25 protein-coding genes and 3 tRNA genes are annotated in these 21036 nt (G+C 30.4%); 10 read left to right on the forward strand and 18 right to left on the reverse strand.

All coding sequences use genetic code 11. From position 1 onward, the window contains the following. Positions 1–3: 3 nt before the first annotated feature. The 9 genes from AC5SL3_RS03760 to AC5SL3_RS03800 form a co-directional block, all read right to left on the reverse strand. A complete protein-coding gene (locus AC5SL3_RS03760; RefSeq protein WP_006997035.1) occupies positions 4–525 on the reverse strand; it encodes a NuoB/complex I 20 kDa subunit family protein in 522 nt (173 codons plus the stop codon). An 11-nt stretch (positions 526–536) separates the two neighbouring features. Then, positions 537–905, reverse strand: coding sequence for an NADH-quinone oxidoreductase subunit A (locus tag AC5SL3_RS03765; RefSeq protein WP_006997036.1), 369 nt, complete (start codon positions 903–905; stop codon positions 537–539). Positions 906–993: 88 nt separating this feature from the next. Further along, a tRNA-Asp gene (locus AC5SL3_RS03770) sits at positions 994–1070 on the reverse strand. 13 nt (positions 1071–1083) lie between these two features. Continuing rightward, a tRNA-Val gene (locus AC5SL3_RS03775) sits at positions 1084–1159 on the reverse strand. A 49-nt stretch (positions 1160–1208) separates the two neighbouring features. Then, a complete protein-coding gene (gene lon / locus AC5SL3_RS03780) occupies positions 1209–3590 on the reverse strand; it encodes an endopeptidase La (RefSeq protein ID WP_494577513.1) in 2382 nt (793 codons plus the stop codon). Positions 3591–3652: 62 nt separating this feature from the next. After that, positions 3653–4921 (reverse strand): ATP-dependent Clp protease ATP-binding subunit ClpX, encoded by a 1269-nt coding sequence (gene clpX / locus AC5SL3_RS03785; protein WP_006997038.1) that lies wholly within the window; start codon positions 4919–4921, stop codon positions 3653–3655. A 91-nt stretch (positions 4922–5012) separates the two neighbouring features. Continuing rightward, the gene (gene clpP / locus AC5SL3_RS03790) at positions 5013–5624 is read right to left on the reverse strand and encodes an ATP-dependent Clp endopeptidase proteolytic subunit ClpP (protein WP_006997039.1); all 612 of its coding nucleotides are present in this window, start codon (positions 5622–5624) and stop codon (positions 5013–5015) included. A gap of 31 nt (positions 5625–5655) precedes the next feature. After that, positions 5656–7089 carry a trigger factor gene (gene tig / locus AC5SL3_RS03795; protein WP_018414055.1) on the reverse strand — a complete coding sequence of 478 codons (1434 nt, stop codon included), beginning with the start codon at positions 7087–7089 and terminating at the stop codon, positions 5656–5658. A gap of 16 nt (positions 7090–7105) precedes the next feature. Beyond that, positions 7106–7190, reverse strand: a tRNA-Leu gene (locus AC5SL3_RS03800). A 101-nt stretch (positions 7191–7291) separates the two neighbouring features. Between AC5SL3_RS03800 and AC5SL3_RS03805 the strand changes: the two genes are divergently transcribed. Genes AC5SL3_RS03805 through AC5SL3_RS03815 form a run of 3 tightly spaced genes read left to right on the forward strand, consistent with a single transcriptional unit; the run spans position 7292 to position 8127 of the window. After that, positions 7292–7543 carry a DUF1289 domain-containing protein gene (locus AC5SL3_RS03805; protein ID WP_018414054.1) on the forward strand — a complete coding sequence of 84 codons (252 nt, stop codon included), beginning with the start codon at positions 7292–7294 and terminating at the stop codon, positions 7541–7543. After that, the gene (locus AC5SL3_RS03810) at positions 7536–7706 is read left to right on the forward strand and encodes a hypothetical protein (protein ID WP_006997042.1); all 171 of its coding nucleotides are present in this window, start codon (positions 7536–7538) and stop codon (positions 7704–7706) included. The genes AC5SL3_RS03805 and AC5SL3_RS03810 overlap by 8 nt, the downstream gene beginning before the upstream one ends. Continuing rightward, a complete protein-coding gene (locus AC5SL3_RS03815) occupies positions 7693–8127 on the forward strand; it encodes a hypothetical protein (RefSeq protein ID WP_494577514.1) in 435 nt (144 codons plus the stop codon). Before AC5SL3_RS03810 ends, AC5SL3_RS03815 begins: the two co-directional genes overlap by 14 nt. Here the strand turns inward: AC5SL3_RS03815 and AC5SL3_RS03820 are convergent. Both AC5SL3_RS03820 and AC5SL3_RS03825 read right to left on the reverse strand, forming a co-directional pair. After that, positions 8124–8261: a hypothetical protein gene (locus AC5SL3_RS03820; protein ID WP_018414052.1), complete on the reverse strand. Its 138-nt coding sequence runs from the start codon at positions 8259–8261 to the stop codon at positions 8124–8126. The two genes, AC5SL3_RS03815 and AC5SL3_RS03820, sit on opposite strands and share 4 nt — an antisense overlap. Positions 8262–8279: 18 nt before the next feature. After that, positions 8280–8831, reverse strand: a complete 552-nt coding sequence (locus AC5SL3_RS03825) for a histidine phosphatase family protein (protein WP_006997044.1) — start codon at positions 8829–8831, stop codon at positions 8280–8282. Between the two features lie 2 nt (positions 8832–8833). On the opposite strand from AC5SL3_RS03825, the gene AC5SL3_RS03830 reads away from it, so the two are divergent. Beyond that, positions 8834–9508 (forward strand): uracil-DNA glycosylase, encoded by a 675-nt coding sequence (locus AC5SL3_RS03830; RefSeq protein WP_484013828.1) that lies wholly within the window; start codon positions 8834–8836, stop codon positions 9506–9508. Here the strand turns inward: AC5SL3_RS03830 and AC5SL3_RS03835 are convergent. Continuing rightward, positions 9501–9926 (reverse strand): YbgC/FadM family acyl-CoA thioesterase, encoded by a 426-nt coding sequence (locus tag AC5SL3_RS03835; protein WP_018414049.1) that lies wholly within the window; start codon positions 9924–9926, stop codon positions 9501–9503. The genes AC5SL3_RS03830 and AC5SL3_RS03835 overlap by 8 nt on opposite strands. Positions 9927–9983: 57 nt before the next feature. Here AC5SL3_RS03835 and AC5SL3_RS03840 point away from each other — a divergent pair, with 57 nt between their 5' ends. Continuing rightward, positions 9984–10121 (forward strand): hypothetical protein, encoded by a 138-nt coding sequence (locus AC5SL3_RS03840; protein ID WP_006997047.1) that lies wholly within the window; start codon positions 9984–9986, stop codon positions 10119–10121. Positions 10122–10123: 2 nt separating this feature from the next. Here AC5SL3_RS03840 and AC5SL3_RS03845 read toward each other — a convergent pair whose 3' ends face one another. The 6 genes from AC5SL3_RS03845 to AC5SL3_RS03870 all read right to left on the reverse strand — a co-directional run bounded on the left by AC5SL3_RS03845 (position 10124) and on the right by AC5SL3_RS03870 (position 16346). Continuing rightward, positions 10124–10765, reverse strand: coding sequence for a DUF3047 domain-containing protein (locus AC5SL3_RS03845; protein WP_494577516.1), 642 nt, complete (start codon positions 10763–10765; stop codon positions 10124–10126). A 201-nt stretch (positions 10766–10966) separates the two neighbouring features. Further along, complete coding sequence (locus tag AC5SL3_RS03850) at positions 10967–11713, reverse strand: SDR family NAD(P)-dependent oxidoreductase (RefSeq protein WP_494577518.1); 747 nt, start codon at positions 11711–11713, stop codon at positions 10967–10969. 4 nt (positions 11714–11717) lie between these two features. After that, positions 11718–13175 (reverse strand): cytosine permease, encoded by a 1458-nt coding sequence (locus tag AC5SL3_RS03855; protein WP_494577520.1) that lies wholly within the window; start codon positions 13173–13175, stop codon positions 11718–11720. A gap of 25 nt (positions 13176–13200) precedes the next feature. Next, on the reverse strand, positions 13201–14535 hold the full coding sequence (locus AC5SL3_RS03860) for a TRAP transporter large permease (protein WP_018414043.1): 1335 nt from the start codon (positions 14533–14535) through the stop codon (positions 13201–13203). Continuing rightward, positions 14535–15182 (reverse strand): TRAP transporter small permease subunit, encoded by a 648-nt coding sequence (locus tag AC5SL3_RS03865; RefSeq protein ID WP_034391601.1) that lies wholly within the window; start codon positions 15180–15182, stop codon positions 14535–14537. The genes AC5SL3_RS03860 and AC5SL3_RS03865 overlap by 1 nt, the downstream gene beginning before the upstream one ends. A 69-nt stretch (positions 15183–15251) precedes the next feature. Then, positions 15252–16346 carry a TRAP transporter substrate-binding protein gene (locus AC5SL3_RS03870; RefSeq protein ID WP_494577522.1) on the reverse strand — a complete coding sequence of 365 codons (1095 nt, stop codon included), beginning with the start codon at positions 16344–16346 and terminating at the stop codon, positions 15252–15254. Positions 16347–16500: 154 nt separating this feature from the next. Between AC5SL3_RS03870 and AC5SL3_RS03875 the strand changes: the two genes are divergently transcribed. From AC5SL3_RS03875 to AC5SL3_RS03895, 5 genes are read left to right on the forward strand one after another with little or no spacing between them, the layout of a single operon-like run. Beyond that, a complete protein-coding gene (locus AC5SL3_RS03875) occupies positions 16501–18096 on the forward strand; it encodes a GMC family oxidoreductase (RefSeq protein ID WP_494577524.1) in 1596 nt (531 codons plus the stop codon). Beyond that, positions 18096–18686, forward strand: coding sequence for a TerC family protein (locus AC5SL3_RS03880; RefSeq protein WP_271564767.1), 591 nt, complete (start codon positions 18096–18098; stop codon positions 18684–18686). Before AC5SL3_RS03875 ends, AC5SL3_RS03880 begins: the two co-directional genes overlap by 1 nt. Further along, on the forward strand, positions 18687–19445 hold the full coding sequence (locus AC5SL3_RS03885) for an SDR family NAD(P)-dependent oxidoreductase (protein WP_018414038.1): 759 nt from the start codon (positions 18687–18689) through the stop codon (positions 19443–19445). Next, a complete protein-coding gene (locus tag AC5SL3_RS03890) occupies positions 19430–20230 on the forward strand; it encodes a M23 family metallopeptidase (RefSeq protein ID WP_018414037.1) in 801 nt (266 codons plus the stop codon). The genes AC5SL3_RS03885 and AC5SL3_RS03890 overlap by 16 nt, the downstream gene beginning before the upstream one ends. Then, on the forward strand, positions 20230–21006 hold the full coding sequence (locus tag AC5SL3_RS03895; protein ID WP_494577526.1) for a fumarylacetoacetate hydrolase: 777 nt from the start codon (positions 20230–20232) through the stop codon (positions 21004–21006). Before AC5SL3_RS03890 ends, AC5SL3_RS03895 begins: the two co-directional genes overlap by 1 nt. Positions 21007–21036: the final 30 nt, after the last annotated feature.

Below are 21036 nucleotides of genomic sequence, written 5' to 3' on the forward strand. Positions count from 1 at the left end.
AAATTACCTTTCAAAAGATCCTTTGTTTCTAATTTTTTTTTGTAATTGCAAAATTCCATAAAGTAATGCTTCAGCTGATGGAGGGCATCCTGGCACATAAATATCCACAGGTACTATCTTATCACAACCACGGACTACAGAATAAGAGTAGTGATAATAACCACCACCATTTGCACAACTACCCATCGAAATAACATATCTCGGTTCAGGCATTTGATCATAAACTTTTCTTAATGCCGGTGCCATTTTATTAGTTAAAGTTCCAGCTACAATCATAACATCAGATTGTCTTGGTGACCCTCTTGGTGCAGCACCAAATCTTTCTAAATCATATCTTGGCATTGCTGTTTGCATCATCTCAACAGCACAGCAAGCTAAACCAAAAGTCATCCAGTGTAATGAACCAGCTCTTGACCAGTTTATTAAATTATCAAGTGAAGTTGTGATAAAACCATTTTTACTAAAGTCTTCAGCAAGTTTTTTAAATTCTTCAGGAATTTCTTTATTTTTATTTTCTAAGTTCATAATCTAAAATTTTATTCCCAGTCTAGTGCACCTTTTTTCCATTCATAAATAAATCCAACCGTAAGAATGAATAAAAATATCATCATTGAAGTAAAGCCAAGACCTCCAATATTGCCCAATGATATTGCCCAAGGAAAAAGGAAAGCTATCTCTAAATCAAAGATTATAAATAGAATTGCCACTAAATAAAACCTTACATCAAATTCCATTCTTGAATCTTCAAAGGGTTCAAAACCACATTCATACGCAGATAATTTTTCTGGATCTGGATGTTTTGGTGATAATATTAAGTTTACAACAACAAAAGCACAACTCAGACCAAGTGCAATAATCAAAAATATAATAATTGGTAAGTAATCTTTTAAAAATTCTGAAAGCATTTGAGTCTATATAGCAGTTTTTACCTCTTGTTGAAGGGTACTTACGTCACATTTTTAATAATATAAATGTTAATTAATAGGGAAAAAGTGGCGGGAGTGAAGGGACTCGAACCCTCGACCTATCGCGTGACAGGCGATCGCTCTAACCAACTGAGCTACACCCCCACTTTAGTTGTTTTGGTGGGCAGTAAAGGACTCGAACCTTTGACCCCCTCGGTGTAAACGAGATGCTCTACCAACTGAGCTAACCGCCCAAAACAAGCGCTACTATTACATCAAGGAATAGATAATGTAAATTGGTAATTATTGAATACTGGCTTGAGATTTATCATTAGATTGAGAAATTTTCTCAACCTCGACCCACTCAACTCTTTTTAATTCTTTTGTTAAAGCTATTTTTAATACTTCGTCAGCATGCTCAACAGGAGTAATTTTTATATCATCAATAATTTTCTTAGGCATATCAACAAGATCTTTTTCATTTTCCTTCGGAATTATAACTTGTTTTATCCCAGCTCTGTGTGCTGCTAATAGTTTTTCTTTTAATCCACCAATTGGCAATACTTGACCTGTTAATGTTACCTCGCCTGTCATTGCAACATCTCTTCTGACGGGGTTATTTGTGATTGCAGAAACTATTGAAGTGACCATACCAATACCTGCTGAGGGTCCATCTTTAGGAGTAGCTCCTTCTGGAACATGAATATGAAAATCCTTTTTTTCAAATAAAGGAGGAATGATTCCATAATCTAAACTTTTTGATCTAATAAAAGATTTTGCAGCTTTGATAGACTCTTGCATAACCTCACCTAATTTTCCTGTAATTTGCATTCTGCCTTTTCCTGGCATTATAACAGTTTCAATTTTAAGAATTTCCCCACCGTATTCAGTCCAAGCTAAACCAGTAACAACACCGATTTTATCTTTACTTTCAAGTTCACCAAATTTAAATTTTTGAATTCCTAAATAGTCTGGTAAATTTTTTAAATCAATTTTAACTTCTTTCTCTTCTCCAGAAACCACTTTCTTAACAACTTTTCTGGCTACTTTTGAAATTTCTCTTTCTAGGTTTCTTACACCAGACTCTTTTGTATAGCTTTGGATAATTTCTTTAATTATATCCTCAGATAAAGTCATTTCATTTTCTTTAACTCCATTATCTTTAACTTGTTTGGGTAGTAGATACTTATTTGCAATATTAATTTTTTCATCTTCTGTATAACCAGCTAATCTAATGACTTCCATTCTATCTAATAACGGTGGTAAAATATTCAAAGTGTTAGCTGTAGTAACAAACATGACGTCAGATAAATCATAATCAACTTCTAGATAATGATCATTAAATGTTGTGTTTTGTTCTGGATCTAATGCTTCTAACAAAGCAGAAGATGGATCTCCTCTATAATCATTTCCAATTTTATCTATTTCATCAAGAAGAATAAGTGGATTTTTTGTACCTGCTTTTTTCATCATTTGAATAATTTTACCAGGTAAAGAGCCTATATAAGTTCTTCTATGTCCTCTTATTTCCGCTTCATCTCTCATACCACCTACAGAAACTCTTACAAATTCTCTGTTAGTAGCTTTTGCAATTGATTTTCCTAATGATGTTTTACCAACACCTGGAGGACCAACTAAACATAAAATTGGACCTTTAATCTTTTCCATTCTTTTTTGGACTGCTAAAAATTCAATAATTCTCTCTTTAACTTTTTCTAAACCAAAATGATCTGCATCAAGAACTGCAAGTGCTTTTTTCAGATCAATATCAACTTGGCTTTTTTTATACCAAGGAAGATCTGTCATCCAATCAAGATAATTTCTGATAACAGTAGCCTCAGCAGACATTGGGCTCATATTTTTTAATTTTTTAAGCTCAGCCATACATTTCTTCTCAACATCTTTTGGCATTTTTGCTTTAATAATTAATTTATTCAAACTTGAAGTTTCATCTTTTCCATCTTCGATTTCACCCAATTCCTTTTGAATAGCTTTAAGTTGTTCATTTAAATAATATTCTCTTTGAGTTTTCTCCATTTGAGTTTTAACTCTTCCTCTAATTCTTTTTTCAACTCCAATAATACTGGTTTCATTCTCCATTATTTTAATTATAGAATTAAGTCTTTTCTTAACATCTATAGTTTCAAATATTTGTTGCTTCTCTGAAATTGTAGCTGTTAGGTGAGATGCGATATTATCAGCAATGTGTGATGCATTAGTTAACTTTTTAATATTATTAATCGTTTCACTTGATACTTTTTTATTAATTGAAGTTAGTTTTTCTAATCTTCTTACAGCAGTCATTGCTAGTGGTATTAAGTCTTCATCTTTAGTCACTACATCATGGTGATGAGCATATTCACAAATAATAAATTTCTCATTATCTTTAAAATCTAAAATTTTTACTCTTTTACTTCCTTCAACTAAAACTTTTACTGTACCGTCTGGTAATTTTAATAACTGAAGAATATTACCTTCACAACCATACATGAAAACATCAGTTTTTTTAGGGTCATCTATTTCTGAATTTTTTTGGGTAACTAGAACAATTTTTTTGTCCTTTTTCATAACTTCATTTAAAGCGGCAATAGATTTATCTCTACCAACAAATAATGGAACTACCATATTTGGAAATACAACAATATCTCTTAACGGTAATAAAGGTCGTTCAATTTTTACATCCATCAACTAAATATGGATATTAAATATGATATTGCAATAGCTATTTATTACTTATTAACGTGAAATTAGGCAGCAGAAGTTTTGTCAGTCTTTGTTTTGCTACTATTTTTTGAATGAACTATGATTGGTTGAGATAGTCCTTTGGCCGCACTAGCGTCTACAATAACTTCCTCCACATTGTCTTGACTTGGAAGATCGTACATTGTTTTTAATAAAATATTTTCTAAGATTGATCTAAGGCCTCTAGCCCCAGTTTTCTTATTAATTGCTTTTTGTGCAATCTCTTTGATCGCATTTTCTTTAAAACTTAACTTAGCTCCATCTAATTTAAATAATTCTTGGTATTGTTTAATTAGCGAGTTTTTTGGTTCTTGTAGTATTTTAACTAGAGATTTTTCATCAAGATCTTCCAATGTAGCTATCATTGGAAGTCTTCCAATAAATTCTGGGATTAAGCCATACTTTAACAAATCTTCAGGTTCTAAAGTTTTCATCCACTCACCTGTTTTTTTATCATCTGTTTTTTTTACATTTGCACCAAATCCTATTGATGTACCTTTATCTCTTTGAGATATTATTTTATCTAAGCCAGCGAATGCTCCACCACAAATAAACAAAATATTTGTTGTGTCTACTTGTAAAAATTCTTGTTGTGGATGCTTTCTGCCACCTTGAGGTGGAACGCTCGCCACTGTCCCTTCCATAATTTTTAATAGAGCTTGTTGTACACCTTCACCAGACACGTCTCTAGTTATAGAAGGGTTTTCTGACTTTCTGCTAATCTTATCAACTTCATCGATATATACAATTCCACGTTGTGCTTTTTCAACGTTGTAATCAGCAGCTTGTAATAATTTTAAAATTATATTTTCAACATCTTCACCAACATAACCTGCTTCTGTTAAAGTGGTTGCATCTGCCATTGTGAAAGGAACGTCAAGGATTCTTGCTAGAGTTTGAGCTAATAAAGTTTTTCCACAACCAGTTGGACCAACTAAAAGAATATTTGATTTTGAAAGTTCAACTGTTTTGCTGGTTTTAGTCTCATAATTAAGTCTCTTATAATGATTATGAACAGCAACTGATAAAACTTTTTTTGCGTGAGGCTGCCCAATAACGTAATCATCTAATACAGCACAAATTTCTTTAGGCGGTGGTAACCCATCTTGATGTTTAACAAATGTGTCTTTACTTTCTTCTTTGATGATATCCATGCATAGTTCAACGCATTCATCACATATAAATACAGTTGGACCCGCAATAAGTTTTCTAACTTCATGTTGGCTCTTTCCACAAAAAGAACAGTAAAGAATATTTTTATTATTTGTTGTCATATAATTTATAAACGAATCAGTACAGTTACTTTAATATAGAAGACTCATACTAATCAAGTATCAGTTTAATGGGGTGTCAAGATGTTGTGTATTAAGATCTATTTTCAACTACTTCATCTATCAAACCAAACTCTTTTGCAGTATCTGGAGTCATAAAGTTATCACGTTCTAGTGCTTTCTTCACATCATCAACAGATTTTCCAGTATGTTTTGAATAAATCTCATTAAGTCTTTTTTTCAAGGCTAAAACTTCGTTAGCATGAATTTCAATATCTGTAGCTTGTCCTTGAAAACCAGCAGAAGGTTGGTGAACCATAATTCTAGAATTTGGCAAAGAAAATCTTTTACCTTTTTTACCTGCAGCTAATAAAAATGAACCCATTGATGCAGCTTGACCAATACATAATGTTGAAACATCTGGTTTAATGTATTGCATAGTATCATAAATTCCAAGACCTGCTGTCACTAGTCCTCCAGGACTATTGATATATAAATTGATTTCTTTTTTTGGATCCTCAGACTCTAAAAACAAAAGTTGAGCTGTAACTAAAGATGCTACGTTATCATTTATTGGTCCTACCAAAAAAATAATTCTCTCTTTGAGAAGTCTTGAATAAATATCATAAGCTCTCTCACCTTTATTTGATTGTTCAACAACCATAGGTACAAGAGTATTCATTTGATCTAATAAATTTGTTGTCATAAGTTGATTCTCTTACTTATACAACTTGTGATTACTTTTTACTAACTTTTTTTGTTGAAGGTTTTTTAGATGCTGAGGGTTTTGGTTTTTTTTCAATTTTAGTAGATTTTGAAGCTTTTTTTTCCTCAGGATGATCGTGGTCATGATTGTGGTCATGTTCATGATTATGATCTTGTTTTTGATGTTCCTTTAAAATTTTTTCTGCTTCTTCTTTGCTAATTTCTTTTTTAGATGGTTTTGCTTTAGTTTTAATTAAATCGATAATTTTTTCTTCATACACGGTTCCTCTTAAGCTAGCTAATGCTGATGGATTTTTTTGATAAAATTCCATAACCATCTTTTCTTGGCCAGGCATCATTCTAAGTTGTTTTTGAACTTCAGCTTGAACTTCTTGTTCAGTTACTTTGATTTTATTTTGTTCACCGAATTCATTTAAGATCAACCCAACTTTAATTCTTTTTTTAGCGATTTCCTCAAAATTTTTTCTACTTTTTTTAGAATCTTCTTCAGTCATACCTTGAGATAAAATCTTAACTTCTTCTTCAATTAAGTTTTCCGGAATTTCATCTACTTTAAAATTTTCAATTTCTTTTAAGATTTGAGTTTTTGCCAATTTATCTAGAGAATTTTTATATTCATCATTAATTTGTTTACTAACTAATACTTTTAAATCAGCAAGATCTTTTGCACCTAAGTTTTTAGCAAAAACATCATCTATTTTTACTTCCTCTGATTTTTTTACTTCTGTAATTTTACAAATAAAATTAGCTTTCTTATTTGCGTATTCTTTTTGTGGATAATTTTCAGGCAGAGTAACGTCAACAGATTTTTCATCATTTTTTTTAACGCCGATAAGCTGCTTATCAAAGCCTTTAATAAATAAGTCCTTACCTAGAATTAATTGAGTATTTTTTCCTTCACCACCAGTAAAATCTTTTCCATCAATCGTTGCTTTGTAGTCAAAAATAACTAAATTTTCCTCTACTGCTTTAACATCTGCTGCAACTTCTTTAAAATTGTTCTGACTTTTGGCTATTTCTTTAATTCTTTTATCTGTTTCGTTTGTGTCAATTTTAACTGAATATTCATCAAATTTAATATTTTCAACAGACTTTAACTCTACCTTTGGAAGTTCTGTTATCGACATTACATATTCTAAATCTTTATCTTCACCATAGGTTTTAAGATCGAGCTTTGGTTGTCCAGCTGGTTTAATTTTATTATCTTCTAAAGCTTTAACTGATGTATCTTTAAGAACTTTATCTAGCACTTCACTAAAAATTGCTTGGCCAAATTGTCTTTTTAAAACTTCTTTAGGCACCTTGCCAGGTCTAAAACCTTTTAAGTTAACAGTTTTTTTAATTTCTTCATATTTTTCATCCATATAAGAATTCATAGTTTCTTTATCTATGAAAACTTTAATGTCTTTATTTAAACCTTTTTTATTTTCTACTGTAACTTTCATAATTTTTTAAGCTTGTTGGTAGGCGAAAAAGGACTCGAACCTTCACATCTTGCGATACTGGTTCCTAAGACCAGCGCGTCTACCAATTCCGCCATTCGCCCACAATTCTTGTGGCTTTATATAGGATAGTTTCTATTTGTCCAATGACAATAATAATGAAATATATTAATAATCAATTATATTTACTAGTAATTTAAAAAAAATGATTATTTCTCCATGTATAAGCATATGTAAAACAGATCCTCAAACAGGATATTGTTATGGATGTGCAAGAAATAATGAGGAAAAAAAAATGTGGAAAAAGCAAGAAACTACAGAAGAATGGAAAAAATCAAACTTAACAATCATTCAAACACGTCTGAGTGGCTGGCAATTAGAGAGTTTTAAAGAATCTTATGATCATAAGATTGAAAATGGAATTTCACTTTATAAAAAGAATTTAAATAATGAGTAAATCTACTTTGGCTATATTAATTTATGTTGCAGGGTTAATCTTTGGAGCATTGGTTTTAAATATATGGAGTGCAGAAACTGGACCCAAAGCTTTTATAGGGATAATTTGGACAGCAATTTTATTAATTGCACTTTTTTATGCTGACAAACATGAAAAAAAGTAAAAAAATAATTTTTTTTGGTATCTTTTCGACCTTATTAGTGAGCTTCCAGACATTTGCTTTATCTGAAATTATGTATTTAACAGGCTGTAAGAATTTAAAAGATGGTTTTATTAAAAATGAATATATTTTAGATTTAAAAAAGTCTTTAATGAAGAGAAATTATATTTATGACAGTAAAACTTTTAAAAAATATAAATCTACTGATCTTAGTGTTAAACAAGAAAATTTAATTGAAAGATTTATCTATGAAGATGAGAACTTAATATTAACAGACAAAATTGGTTACCCTCAATTTTATACCCAACTAGTCTTTGAAAAAAATAAACCATTAATTAAAATCAAAACAGTCATAAATGGAGAGCAAGGTATCTCAAAAATTTCAACATGTGATAAAGTGGAAGTTTTCGAAAAAGAAAGTTAAGATTTTTTACTTTTCTTATTGACTTTACTTGTAAAATTTATTTTTTTTGAACCAAATCTACTATTAGTTATATTACTTCTATGTTTAGCATAAGCCTGTTTTTGAGCTAACTTCATGGCTTTTTTAGATGACATTTTATTAGTTTATATTTTTTAAAAATTTTGTCGAGCAAGAACATCAAAATTTTTATCTGAAATGATTATCTCTCCAGAAGAAGGTGAAATATTTAGTACTTCTTGAATTGTTACATAATGTGTAACTAACACTAAATTGTTATCACCGTTCCATTCATTAATATATTTTTTTAAATCATAAATTTGTTTATTTTTATTACTTGCAAATTTTGCACTGAAAAATGAATTTAAGAAACTTTTTGTTTCATATTTATCAAAAGCATGTTGAGCAGTTTGTTTGCATCTACACCACTCACTTGATAACACCTTGTCAATTTTAATATTATTTTCTGAAAAAAACTTCCCAATATTTTTAGATTGTTCAATACCCTCTATGCTTAAATTTCGTTGGGTTTCACATTTTAATATATCAAAATCTAACGGATCACCTCCACCTGGTGCAATTGCATGTCTTATAAATATTAATTTTTTACCTTCTTTTAACAAACTTTGTATTTCATCATTTGAATTTGCTTTTACTGAAATATTGAAAGATAAAAGTATTAATAAAAAAAATTTTATAAATTTCATATATGAGTATAAAATTCAAAAAATTAAATAATTCAATAGTTAAATGTAAAAGTTGTCCGAGGTTAATTGCATTTAGTAAAAAAATTTCTATAGAAAAAAGAAAACAAAATATGAAAGATACTTATTGGGCTAAACCAGTTACCGGATTTGGTGATATTAAAGCTAAATTATTAATTGTAGGTCTGGCGCCTGCAGCTCACGGAGGTACTAGGACAGGCAGAGCGTTCACTGGAGATAAATCTGGAGATTTTCTATTTAACTGTTTATTTAAAGCTAACATATCGAATATATCAACTTCTACGCATATTGATGATGGTTTAAAATTAAATAAAACCTATATTACAAATATTCTTAAATGTGTCCCTCCAGAAGATAAACCTTTAAAAAATGAATTATCCAACTGTTCAACATTTTTTAAAAATGAATTGACCTTATTAAAAAATTTAAAAGTTATTATAGCATTAGGTAAAGTTTCATTTGATAATTGTATAGAATTTTATAAAAAAAATTATCATTTTGATAAAAAATTAATCTTCATTCACGGTGTAAAATATTTATTACCTGATAATAAAATTCTAATTCCTAGTTATCACCCTAGTCCAAGAAATGTTAATAGAAAAATAATTAATACACAAAAAATGGTAAGCTTGTTAAAGAAGGCTAAGAAAATTATTTAATTTTTATACTATCGCAAAAATAAGGTTTAAAAACTTTAAAAATGTCCTCTGGAACTTTTATAGGTTTTCCATTTTTATCTACAAAAACTAAATGTACTTTTGCCTCAACAATTAATTCGTCATCTCTAGAAATAAATTGTGACATAAAAAAAGAAGTTTTTGTAATAGATTTAACAAAGGATCTAATTTTTAACTCGTCTTCAAGATAAGAGGGTTTTTTGTACTCAATGTTACAAGATTTAACAACAATTAAGGCTCCATAATCTTCTTTAATTTTTTTATTATTAAATCCGATTGTAAACAATGCTTCTGTTCTTGCTCTTTCAAGAAACTTCAAATAGTTTGCATAATAAACAACTCCACCTGCATCAGTGTCTTCATAATAAACCTTTATATTGTGAAAAAAATTTTCGTGCATGAACTTATACTATCAAAAATAAATATTTTTAGCATCAAACTAAGATATAATATAACAATGAAAGTTTATATTATTTGGCTTTTAGGTGTAATTGCTTGGAATTATTTGGTCCCTAATGCTGCACCCATTGAAGATGTAATTGTTGCGGTACTTTTATCTTTTTTAAGTATTGGTCTTAAAAAAGTATTTAAATAATCTTATTCAGCTGAAAAATAAATATCTTGATAATAAGAGATAGCTTTTAATTTCGAATTATCAGTGTCAGTCATTATAGCTATACCTGAAATTTCTGTAACATCAATTTCATGAAGTTTCTTAAAATCTTTTTGCACATTTGCTTTAACAGTAACCCATGTATTTTTGTTATTTTTTGTAGTTGAGAGAACATAATCAATAGATTTTTTTGTATATGGACTTGGCCAATATTTTCCAACATCATTATTGCTTGAAAAAACATAATTAATTGCCCTGTTAGATAATGGTGTAGAACCTGTTTTTTTTATTACAAAAACTCTAGCAGCATAATCGTGCCCTTTTTTACTATTTTCAATAATTCCAGATAAATCTTTCTCAACTTTCCATGTAATATTAATAATAGGAGTTTTATTAAGATCAATTCTAATTTCTTTTCCCAAGCCTGACCCAACACCTTCAGCCTCTGCTCTTATAAAGTTACCATTTTCGTTAGACCCAACAGCCCAGCTGGTCTCTCCTTTAACTTTTTTAACTTTTAATGTATTTAGCTCATCGTTAGTAAAATCGAAAACGTAAACATTTTCAGCTAACAAAGGTTTTGTTGTTAAAAATAAATATCCTAATAATATTAAAAAAAATTTCATCAGTCTGAGGGTATATCTAAATTTAATTTTAAAACAATATTTGAACACACTTTAAGCATTAAATTATCAATATTGGATAATATATAAATAGAATGAAATTAATTTCTATATTTGTTTTATTAATATATTGGTCCATAATTCTACTGGCACCAGTTATTTCTAAAGAAAGTAAGTCTCCTAATGTTGATTCTAAAGTGCTAGTTAGTAAGTAGAACGACCACCACTAATATCAAAAACAGCTGCTGTTGAAAATGAGTTTTCTTCTGAAGCTAGCCAGCAAATTAATGAAGTAAACTCTTCTATCTCTAAAAATCTACCTCTAGGAACCTTAGAAAGCATTCTGGCAACATGTTCTTTTGACATTTGATCAAGAATTCTTGTTTTTGCACCAGCTGGGGTAACAGCGTTTACAGCTATATTTTTATCAGCCAGTTCTTTACCTAATGATTTAGTTAAACCAATAGCTCCTGCTTTAGCTGAACTGTAGGCACTAGCATTAGCGTTACCATCCTTACCAGCTACAGATGCAACATTGATGATTCTACCATAATTATTTTTAATCATATTGGGCACAACACACTTGCAACAATTAAAAGTCCCCATTAAATTAATTTGTACTATTTTATTCCACTCATCAACATCATAATCCCATAGAGAGGATGTCGAACCTGTAATACCAGCATTATTAATTAAAATATCAATGTTCGTAGATTTTGTTATTTCATCTACAGTTTCTTTAACATTTTTATAATTAGAAACATCAACAACTTTATAAGACAGATTTGGGTTGTTTAGTTCTTTAGTAGCTTTTTTAAGTTCATTTTCATCTATATCCCAAATAATAGTTTTAACACCTGAACTTAAAAATCTTTTTGCTATATCAAGACCAAAACCTTGAGCTCCACCTGTGATAATTGCTGTTCTATTATTTAAATCAAACTGATGCATTAGTTTATTTACTAGCTAAAAGATAATAAGTCAAAGATGATACAAATGCTCCAATGATCCAAGAATAAGAGTGAAAACTCATTAAACTTTCATTCCAGATAGTTGAGGCTGCAAAAATAAAACCTAAAACTAAAGAGTAGATAGCTTTCAAATGCCAGCCTTTAGAATAAAAATACATGCCCTTGTCGTCTAAAGAAAAAATCTCATTGTTATTTAAGTTAGTTTTTTTTAATAGATAATAATCAACAACCATAACACCAAATAATGGGCCAAAAAAAGAACCAAGGGTATCTACAAATGCTAATATTCCAATCTGACTTAATAATGGTAACCAAAACATACCAACAATAAAACCAATAACAGTAATAACAATAGCAGATTTTTTTAAATCAAGAGTTTGAGGAAAAAAATTCAGTAATGAATTTTGAGCTGGAACATAATTTGCTATTAAATTTGTTGATGCAGATGCAAAAACAATAAAAAATAAGACAATCACAGTTAACTGAGAATTGTCAATTTTACCAATGATATCTGTAGGATTTGTTAAAATTCTTTCCATAAGTTCTAAATTTTTGTTTAGAAAAATATCCGATCCAATGACTATAAAAACTGCAAAGAAAGAAAAAATTATCAAATTTAATATTAAGCTTAAGTTTCCTTTTTTTAATTCACTCTCATTCTTTACATATCTACTAAAGTCACCATAGTTGACTATAACTACTGAAAAATAAGCAAATAAAGTTGCTGCCACAGTAATCAATGGAGCAACATTGCTACTATTTAAAATGTTTTGTATCGAAAAAATATCAACAAATGCAGCAGAAGTAACCTTAACATCATAAAGAAAAACTGTTAAAAAAAATATAAGCATTCCTGAATAAACGGTAATCGCAGAAACTTTTATTATAAGTCTATTAAACTGATGGCTTTTACTAAATAAAAAAGCTTGTAATAAAATTGCAAAAACAAATGCTATCCAATCAATTAAATTTAAACCAAAAACAAATACTAAAAAAATATCCTGATCTAAAAGTGAACTATCAATAGAATATAAGGTTATTCTAATTAAGTAGCTAAAAAGTTTTGATAAAAAATATGTTTGAATTCCAAACATGAAAATTCCAACCAATCCTCTTAATAGAGCAAAATATTTAGCTCCTTTTATTCCAATCGAGGTTCTTAAAATTACTGGAAAAGGAAGTCCATATTTTTGAGATGGTTTACCAATTAAATTTGCAAAGAAATAAACAAATATTGAAGCAATTAAACTTCCAGTTAAAACTACAAAAACATTTAATTCATAAACTAAATAAAGTGAGGCAATTAAAGAAAAAGCAATCAAACTTTGGATATTATTTGCCCAAAAACAAAACAGATCTTTCCAATTCCAATTTTTATCATTTGGATTAACTGCAACTAATTCCCAGTTAATTAGAGTATTTTTTGATTTGATCTGATTCACTAAAACTATAATAAACTAATAAGTTCTACTGTCCATATAGATAGGTTGGTAACCATAAAGCTATTTGTGGGAAGATTATTATTAAAATCAATCCTATAATTTGAATTACCATAAATTGCATCATGCCGTAGTAAATATCTTTAAGATCCCACTCTGGAACAACACCTTTAAGAAAATATGCTGATAAGGCGACTGGTGGTGAGAGCCAGGCTGTCTGGAGATTAACTGCAACAAGTATTGCAAACCAAGTTAAATTAAAACCAAGCGCTTCTACTAAAGGCAATATGATTGGAACTATTATCATTACGATTGGTACCCATTCTAGAGGCCAACCTAAAAGAAAAATTATAACCATAATCATTGCAAGAATTAAGTATCTGTTCATCTCTAGACCAAGTAAAAATTCTGTAAGAAGCATGGGTGTTCCAAGTCTTGAAAATACAGCTCCAAAGAAGTTAGATGCAGCAACTAAAACCATAATTAATGCTGCTATTTCTAATGTTTTAACAAGAGAGTCTTGTAATTTTTTGAAAGTTAATTTTCTATAAGCTAAAGCTAAAAGTAAAGATCCCATAGCTCCACACCCTGCAGCCTCTGTTGGTGTTGCAAATCCAAACAAGATACTTCCAAGAGCAGCAAACACTAATGCTGCAGGTGGAACTAATCCTAAGAAAAATTCAACCCAAACTTCTTTCATACTTGTTGCTCTTAATTCTTTTGGTAATACGGGTCCTAAACTTGGATCTATCCAACATCTAATTGTTGTGTATGCCGCATAAAGAGTTGCAAGCAATACACCTGGTATTATTGCTGCAGCGAACAAATCTGTTACAGGAATTTCCATTATTGGACCCATCACAACAAGCATAATGCTAGGTGGGATTAAAATTCCAAGTGTACCACCAGCAGTAATAGTTCCAGCTGCTAATCTCACATTATATCCTGACTTATTCATTGATTTTGCAGCCATGATCCCAAGAATGGTAACTGATGCACCAACAATTCCGGTTGCTGCAGCAAAAACTACAGAAACGAAAAGCACAGCATAATAAAGTGAGCCTCTTACTTTAGCTAGCATGAGTTGGAAAGCTGAGAATAATCTTTCCATTAATCCAGCTTGTTCCATCATAATTCCCATAAAGACAAAGAGGGGAACTGCAGCAAGTGTTTGCTCTGTCATGACCATAGAAAACTGCAAGGTCATTAAATAGAATACTAATTTACCAAATCCCAAATAACCAAATACAAAACCTAAGAAAATTAAGGTAAAAGAAATTGGAAAACCTACAAAAATTGAAAAAAGCATTACTCCTATAAGAATAAATCCTAATAAAGCAGGATCCATAAATTCAGCTAACATTATTTCTCCTCTCCAGGCCACTTACCTTTAGTAGCTGCCCAATAACTTTTAAATAATTCCGATATCCCTTGAACAATCAAAAGAATAATTCCGACAAACAAACAAGCTTTAATTGGCCACATATAAGGCATCCATGCTGTGTCCATACCCTTTTCACCTCTCATGATAGACTCTTGAAGAAAGCCAGTTGACATGTAAAGAAATACACTTAGTCCTGGAAAATAAAATATTAGGTAAAGCCAAAAATCTATTCTTCCTTGGTTTTTGGTTTTAAAATTTCTGTATAAAAAGTCTGCTCTTATATGAACACCTTTTGAAAGCGCATAACCAGCTCCCAACATAAATAAGGCTCCATACATAAATCTACTCATGTCATAAGCCCACATAGTCGGTGCATTGAAAAGTTTTCTGGCTAAAACTTCATAAACCATTGCAAATATTAACGGTATAGTAATCCAGCAAACTGTGTTGCCAACCCATTTATTAAATAAATCAATTTTTGTAATTGCTAATGCCATCCACTTAGGCATATTTCTTGGCATTTTACCTGAACCACCTCTTCTTTCAGCAATCATTTCATCTGAAATGTCTAGTTTCATAGGCTTTATAGATTTAAGAGGTTTTTTAGATTTGTGGTTTCTTGGCATAAATATTTAAAAAAAAACTAAAGCGGATCGTAAAATCCGCTCTAGTTATATTTATTTTTTATCTAAATACTACTTTAAAGTAGCTGCGTGAGCCATTCCTAGCTTAGCATTAGACATTTGAGATCCAGACCAGAAAGGAACTGCAATATCAGCAAACGCTTTTTGAGAGTCCCAAACTTCTTTAAAGAATTTGTTCTCATTAGCATTTTTTTCTAGACTTGCTTTTGCAGCAGCCATATATGCTGGGAAATAATCTGCTGGAGTATCATGTAAAATCACACCGTGTTTTCCAGTCAACTCAGCAAGAGCTTTTCCGTTTTCATATATTCTGTAACTCATAGATTTTGATAGAGATGCATTCGCAGCAACTTCTAAAGCTTTTTTCTCTAAAGCAGACATCTTTTTATACTTAGATCCTGTAATGTAGAAATCAGCATTTACTACTACTTGGTGAAGACCTTGTAGATAGTAATGTTTTAGAACTTTCTGGAAACCGAATGTCATGTCTGGCTTAGGACAACACCATTCAGCAGCATCAATTGTTCCTGCTTCAAGTGCTGGTAAAATATCTCCACCACCCATTGCAACAGAAGCTACACCAATGTCTTTATAAGTTTGGCCAGGAATTCCCGGAGGAGTTCTGAACTTGTACTTTCTAAAGTCGGCCATGCTATTAATTGGCTCTTTGAACCAACCTAAAGCTTCAGGTCCTACTGGTTGTAACATAAATCCTTTGATGTCTCTTCCCATCTCAGACCATAGTTGGTCGTAAAGTTCTTTACCACCACCATATTGGAACCAAGATAAAAAAGCGATGTTATCGATACCAACACCTGCACCTGCTACTGGCGAACCAAATAACATAGCTGCTGGGTGATCGCCTGACCAATAGTGAGTCCAAGCAAAACCACAATCGATTAATCCTTTATCAACTGCATCTAAAGTTTCTTTTACACCCACTACAGATCCAGCTGGCATAATTTCAAACTTAAGCGATCCACCAGTTAATTCTGTTACTGTATCAGTGAAGTCTTTCAACATTATCACTTCATCAGCTTTTGAACTAATTACTGTTTGACACTTAAGAGTTTGTGCAGATGCACCCGTTACTGTCATTACAGTAAGTAGAAGCGATCCAACAAACAAAGATATGATTTTTTTCATATTTATATTTTCCCTCTTGTTGTGTTTTTTTATAAAAAAAGAACCTTCTCAAAAAACTATATTTTAAACAAGAGTTAATATTTTAAATTTTCACTCTATTAACACTGGTAACACTAGAATTTTTTGATTTTGTGATTATAAACATTCTAAATTGATGGAAAATTTTGATTATATTATTTTAGGAGCTGGATCAGCAGGTTGTGTTCTTGCAAATAGATTGTCAGAAAATCCAAAAAACAAAGTTCTTTTAATTGAAGCAGGTGGCAAAGACAATTACCCATGGATTCATATACCAGTAGGATATTTCAAAACTATGCATAACCCCAATGTTGATTGGTGTTATAATACAGAACCGGATGAAACTATGAACAATAGGTCCATAAGGTATCCTAGAGGAAAAACTCTTGGAGGTAGCTCATCAATAAATGGATTACTTTATATAAGAGGTCAACACAGAGACTATGATGTTTGGAGACAGCTAGGAAATAAAGGTTGGAGTTGGGAAGATGTATTACCTTATTTCATCAAAGCTGAAAATCAAGAACGAGGAGAAAATGAATTCCATGGTGTTGGTGGGCCTCTTTCAATAGAAAATCAAAGAATGAGTCTTCCTCTATTAAATGAATTTCAAAATGCTGCTCAAGAATTTGGCATTCCAAAGACAAAAGATTTTAATACAGGTGATAATCATGGTTGTGGATATTATCAAGTAACAGAGAAAAGTGGATTTAGATGTAGCACTGCTGTTGGTTATTTAAACCCTGTTAAAAAGAGATCTAATTTAAAAATAATTATAAAAGCTCATGTTAAGAAAATTAACTTTGAAAATAAAGTTGCTAAAGAAGTTGAATATTGGATTGAAAATGAATTATTTACTGTAAGTGCGAATAAAGAAATAATTTTATCTTCAGGAGCAATCGGCTCACCTCAATTATTACAAGTTTCTGGAATAGGAAATTCTAATAAATTAAAAGAATTAGGAATTAAAATAGTTCATGAATTAAAAGGTGTGGGTGAAAATTTACAAGACCATTTAATGTTTAGACCAATTTATAAAATTCAAAATATCAAATCCTTAAATAAAAAAATTAATAGCCTATTTGGTAACTTGTTAATTGGATTAGAGTATGTCTTTAATAGAAGTGGTCCTATGACTATAGGTGCAAGCCAACTAGGTATGTTTGCAAAAAGTGACCCTTCTTTAGAGTTACCAGATTTACAATGGCATGTTCAGCCTATGAGTATGGATACATTAGGTGCAACCAAAAACCATGATTTTCATGGTTTCACTCCAACGGTTTCACAAATTAGACCAACTAGTAGAGGTCATATTAGTATAACAGATAAAGATTCACGAACTTACGCAAAAATAAAAATGAATTATTTATCCACAGATGAAGATAGAAGAATTGCAGCAGCTGGTCTTAAATTAACAAGAAAAATTGTTTTAGAATCTGAGACATTTAAAAAATTTAGCCCAGAAGAATACCGACCTGGAATTCATTTAACAGAAGATGAAGATATTTTAAAAGCAGCAGCAGATTATGCTCAAACTATTTTTCATCCTGTTGGAACATGTAAAATGGGTCAAGATGATATGGCCGTTGTTGATGATCAGCTAAAAGTTCATGGAATTAAAAATTTAAGAGTAATAGATGCATCAATCATGCCCAATATCACCTCTGGTAATACTAATGCACCAACAATAATGATTGCAGAAAAAGGTGCTGATATGATACTAAGCAGCTGATGTTTGCAGAATTATTCGGACCTGAACAACTTGTAATTTTAGGCCAAATTATATTTATCGATTTAGTATTAGCTGGTGATAATGCCATTATTATTGGAATGGTTGCCTCTAAATTTCCACCCGAACAAAGAAAAAAAGTAATTTTTTGGGGGATAGGTGGTGCAGTAATTTTAAGAATTATCTTAACCATGTTAACTGCTTATTTATTACAAATAACAGGATTAAGATTAATAGGAGGATTGCTTCTTCTTTATATAGTCTACAAACTCTACACAGATGTAATTAAAGGTCAGTCAGGTGAAGAAGATATTAAAGTAGATAATTCAAGCTTTATGAAAGCTATATGGACAGTTTTACTTGCTGATTTTACGATGAGTTTGGATAATGTTTTAGGTGTAGCTGGTGCTGCTGGTGATCACTATGTATTATTAATATTTGGTTTAGCTTTATCAATAATTCTTATGGCAACAGCAGCTACTGTAATTTCAAGATGGATTAATGAATATAAATGGATAGCCTGGATTGGTTTAATTGCTATACTGGTTGTTGCTATCGAATTAATTTATACTGATTTAAAGTTATTTATTTAAATGTACTTACAAAAAATAAATCTTAAAAACAAATATGCATTAGTTACAGGTGCTGGCAAAGGATTGGGAAGAGCCTGCTCAATTGCTCTAGCTGAAGCTGGAGCTACAATCATTGCTTTAAGTAGAACTCAATCAGATCTTGATAAACTTGAAAAAGAAATAAAAAAGATAAAAGGTAAAGTTATCAAAGTTAATTGTGATGTAATGAATTATGAAGATCTTAAAGAAAAACTAGATAAGATTAAGATTATAGATATTTTGGTTAATAATGCTGGGACAAATATTCCAGAACCTTTTGAAAAAATTAAACAAGAAAGTATGAACTACTTAGTAGATTTAAACCTTAAAGCTGCTTTTAATGTTGCTCAATTAGTTGTTAAAAAAATGTTAAAGAATAAAAAAAGAGGTGGATCTATTATCAATATGTCATCTCAACTTGGTCATGTTGGAATGTCTGGTAGAAATGTTTATAATATGACAAAATTTGGTATTGAAGGTTTGACTAAGGGTATGGGTGTTGAGCTTGCAAAAAACAATATTAGAGTAAATACGGTGGCCCCTACTTTTGTAGCTACACCAATGGTTAAAAGATTTTTTAAAAATAAAGAATTTAAAAAACTAGCTTTAGGGAATATTCCTATGGGAAAATTAGCAACAGAAAGTGATGTTGCAACAAGCGTTTGTTTTTTAGCTTCATCCGCTTCATCGATGATTACAGCCACATCAATCCTAGTAGACGGTGGATGGACAGCAAAGTAATATATAGATTACTTTCATTAGTAGCGTTATTTTTTTCAACTCAATCTTTTGCAGTAGAGTTTCAGGGAAAATTCATTCAAGGACATTACATTATTGGAAAAACTGAGCCTGGTTCATCAATTTTTGTAGATAAAAAAAAAGTTAAAGTCACAAAAGATGGTTATTTTGCATTTGGAATTGAAAAAGATAGAAAATTTGACATTACAATTACTGAAAATAATAACAAAATTATAAAAAAAATTAAAAAAAGAAAATATAATATTCAAAAAATTGAAGGCTTACCTAAAAAAAAAGTTACACCACCTGAAGAATTTTATGCAAGAATAAAAAAGGAAAACAAATTAATAGCTGATGCAAGAGAAATTGAAAGTGACTTACAGTTTTTTAAAGAAAAGTTTATTATCCCAGTTGATGATGCAATAATTACTGGTGTTTATGGTAGTCAAAGAATTTTAAATGGCATACCCAAATGGCCTCATTATGGTTTAGATTTTGCTCAAAAAAAAGGTACTCCAGTTAAAGCAATGAATAACGGTGTTGTTACTCTAGCTGAAAAGGACTTATTTTATACTGGAGCAACTTTAATATTTGACCACGGTCATGGTGTTTCAACTCTTTACATGCATATGGATGAAATTTTTGTAAATGTAGGTGACCATGTTAAAAAAGGAGATATCATTGCTACAGTTGGTTCCTCTGGTAGATCAACAGGACCTCATCTTGATGTAAGACTTAATTGGTTTGGTACTAGACTAGATCCTGCAACTATATTAAACATTCAATAATGAAAAAAACCATATTAGAAAAAACAGCAGATAAATTAGTTAATGCATTTGTTAACAATAAAATTATTGCACCACTCCCAATAAAATTTACAAAAACATTAAATGAAGCTCAAAAGCTAAGAAAATTATGCGAGAGTAAAGTTAAAGATCCAATAATAGGATTTAAAGCTGCAGGGACAGGTATACCCGTCATGAAAAAACTTAAAGAAAAAAAACCTTTCTATGCTGCAATCTTTAAAAAGAATTTTATAAAAAGTGGAAAAAAAGTAAAAATTAATAAATCAACTTTAGGGATAGAACTTGAGGTTTGTTACCTAATTAAGAAAAACTTTTTCTCATCAAAAGGATTAATTACAACGAAAAATATAACAAAACATATTTCTCACATGGCAGCTTGTATTGAGGTTATTGGTTACAGGCAAAAGAAAAAAGGCATTACTAGTTTTGGAGATTTATGTAGTGACTTTGGTGCTAATGTTAAGTTTTTAATTGGGCAAAAGAAAAAATATAAAAAAATTAATATTGGAAATTTAAAGACAAATATTGCTAATAAAAAAATTGGACAAAGTATTAATGGAAATACAAATACCGTTTATATAAACCCATTAAACTCACTTAGATTTGTTTTGAATGAATTAAAAAAAGATAAAGTCACTCTTGATAAAGATTTTTATGTATTTACAGGATCGACTGTTGGTGTTGTTCCAATCCTTGGTAAAGGTCTTTATACTGGAAAAGTTGATCAACTAGGTTCAGCTAAAGCTATTATTCATTAATTTTAGATTATCATTTAAAAAACCTTAGTA

It is taken from the genome of Candidatus Pelagibacter sp. PS_34, assembly GCF_059417845.1.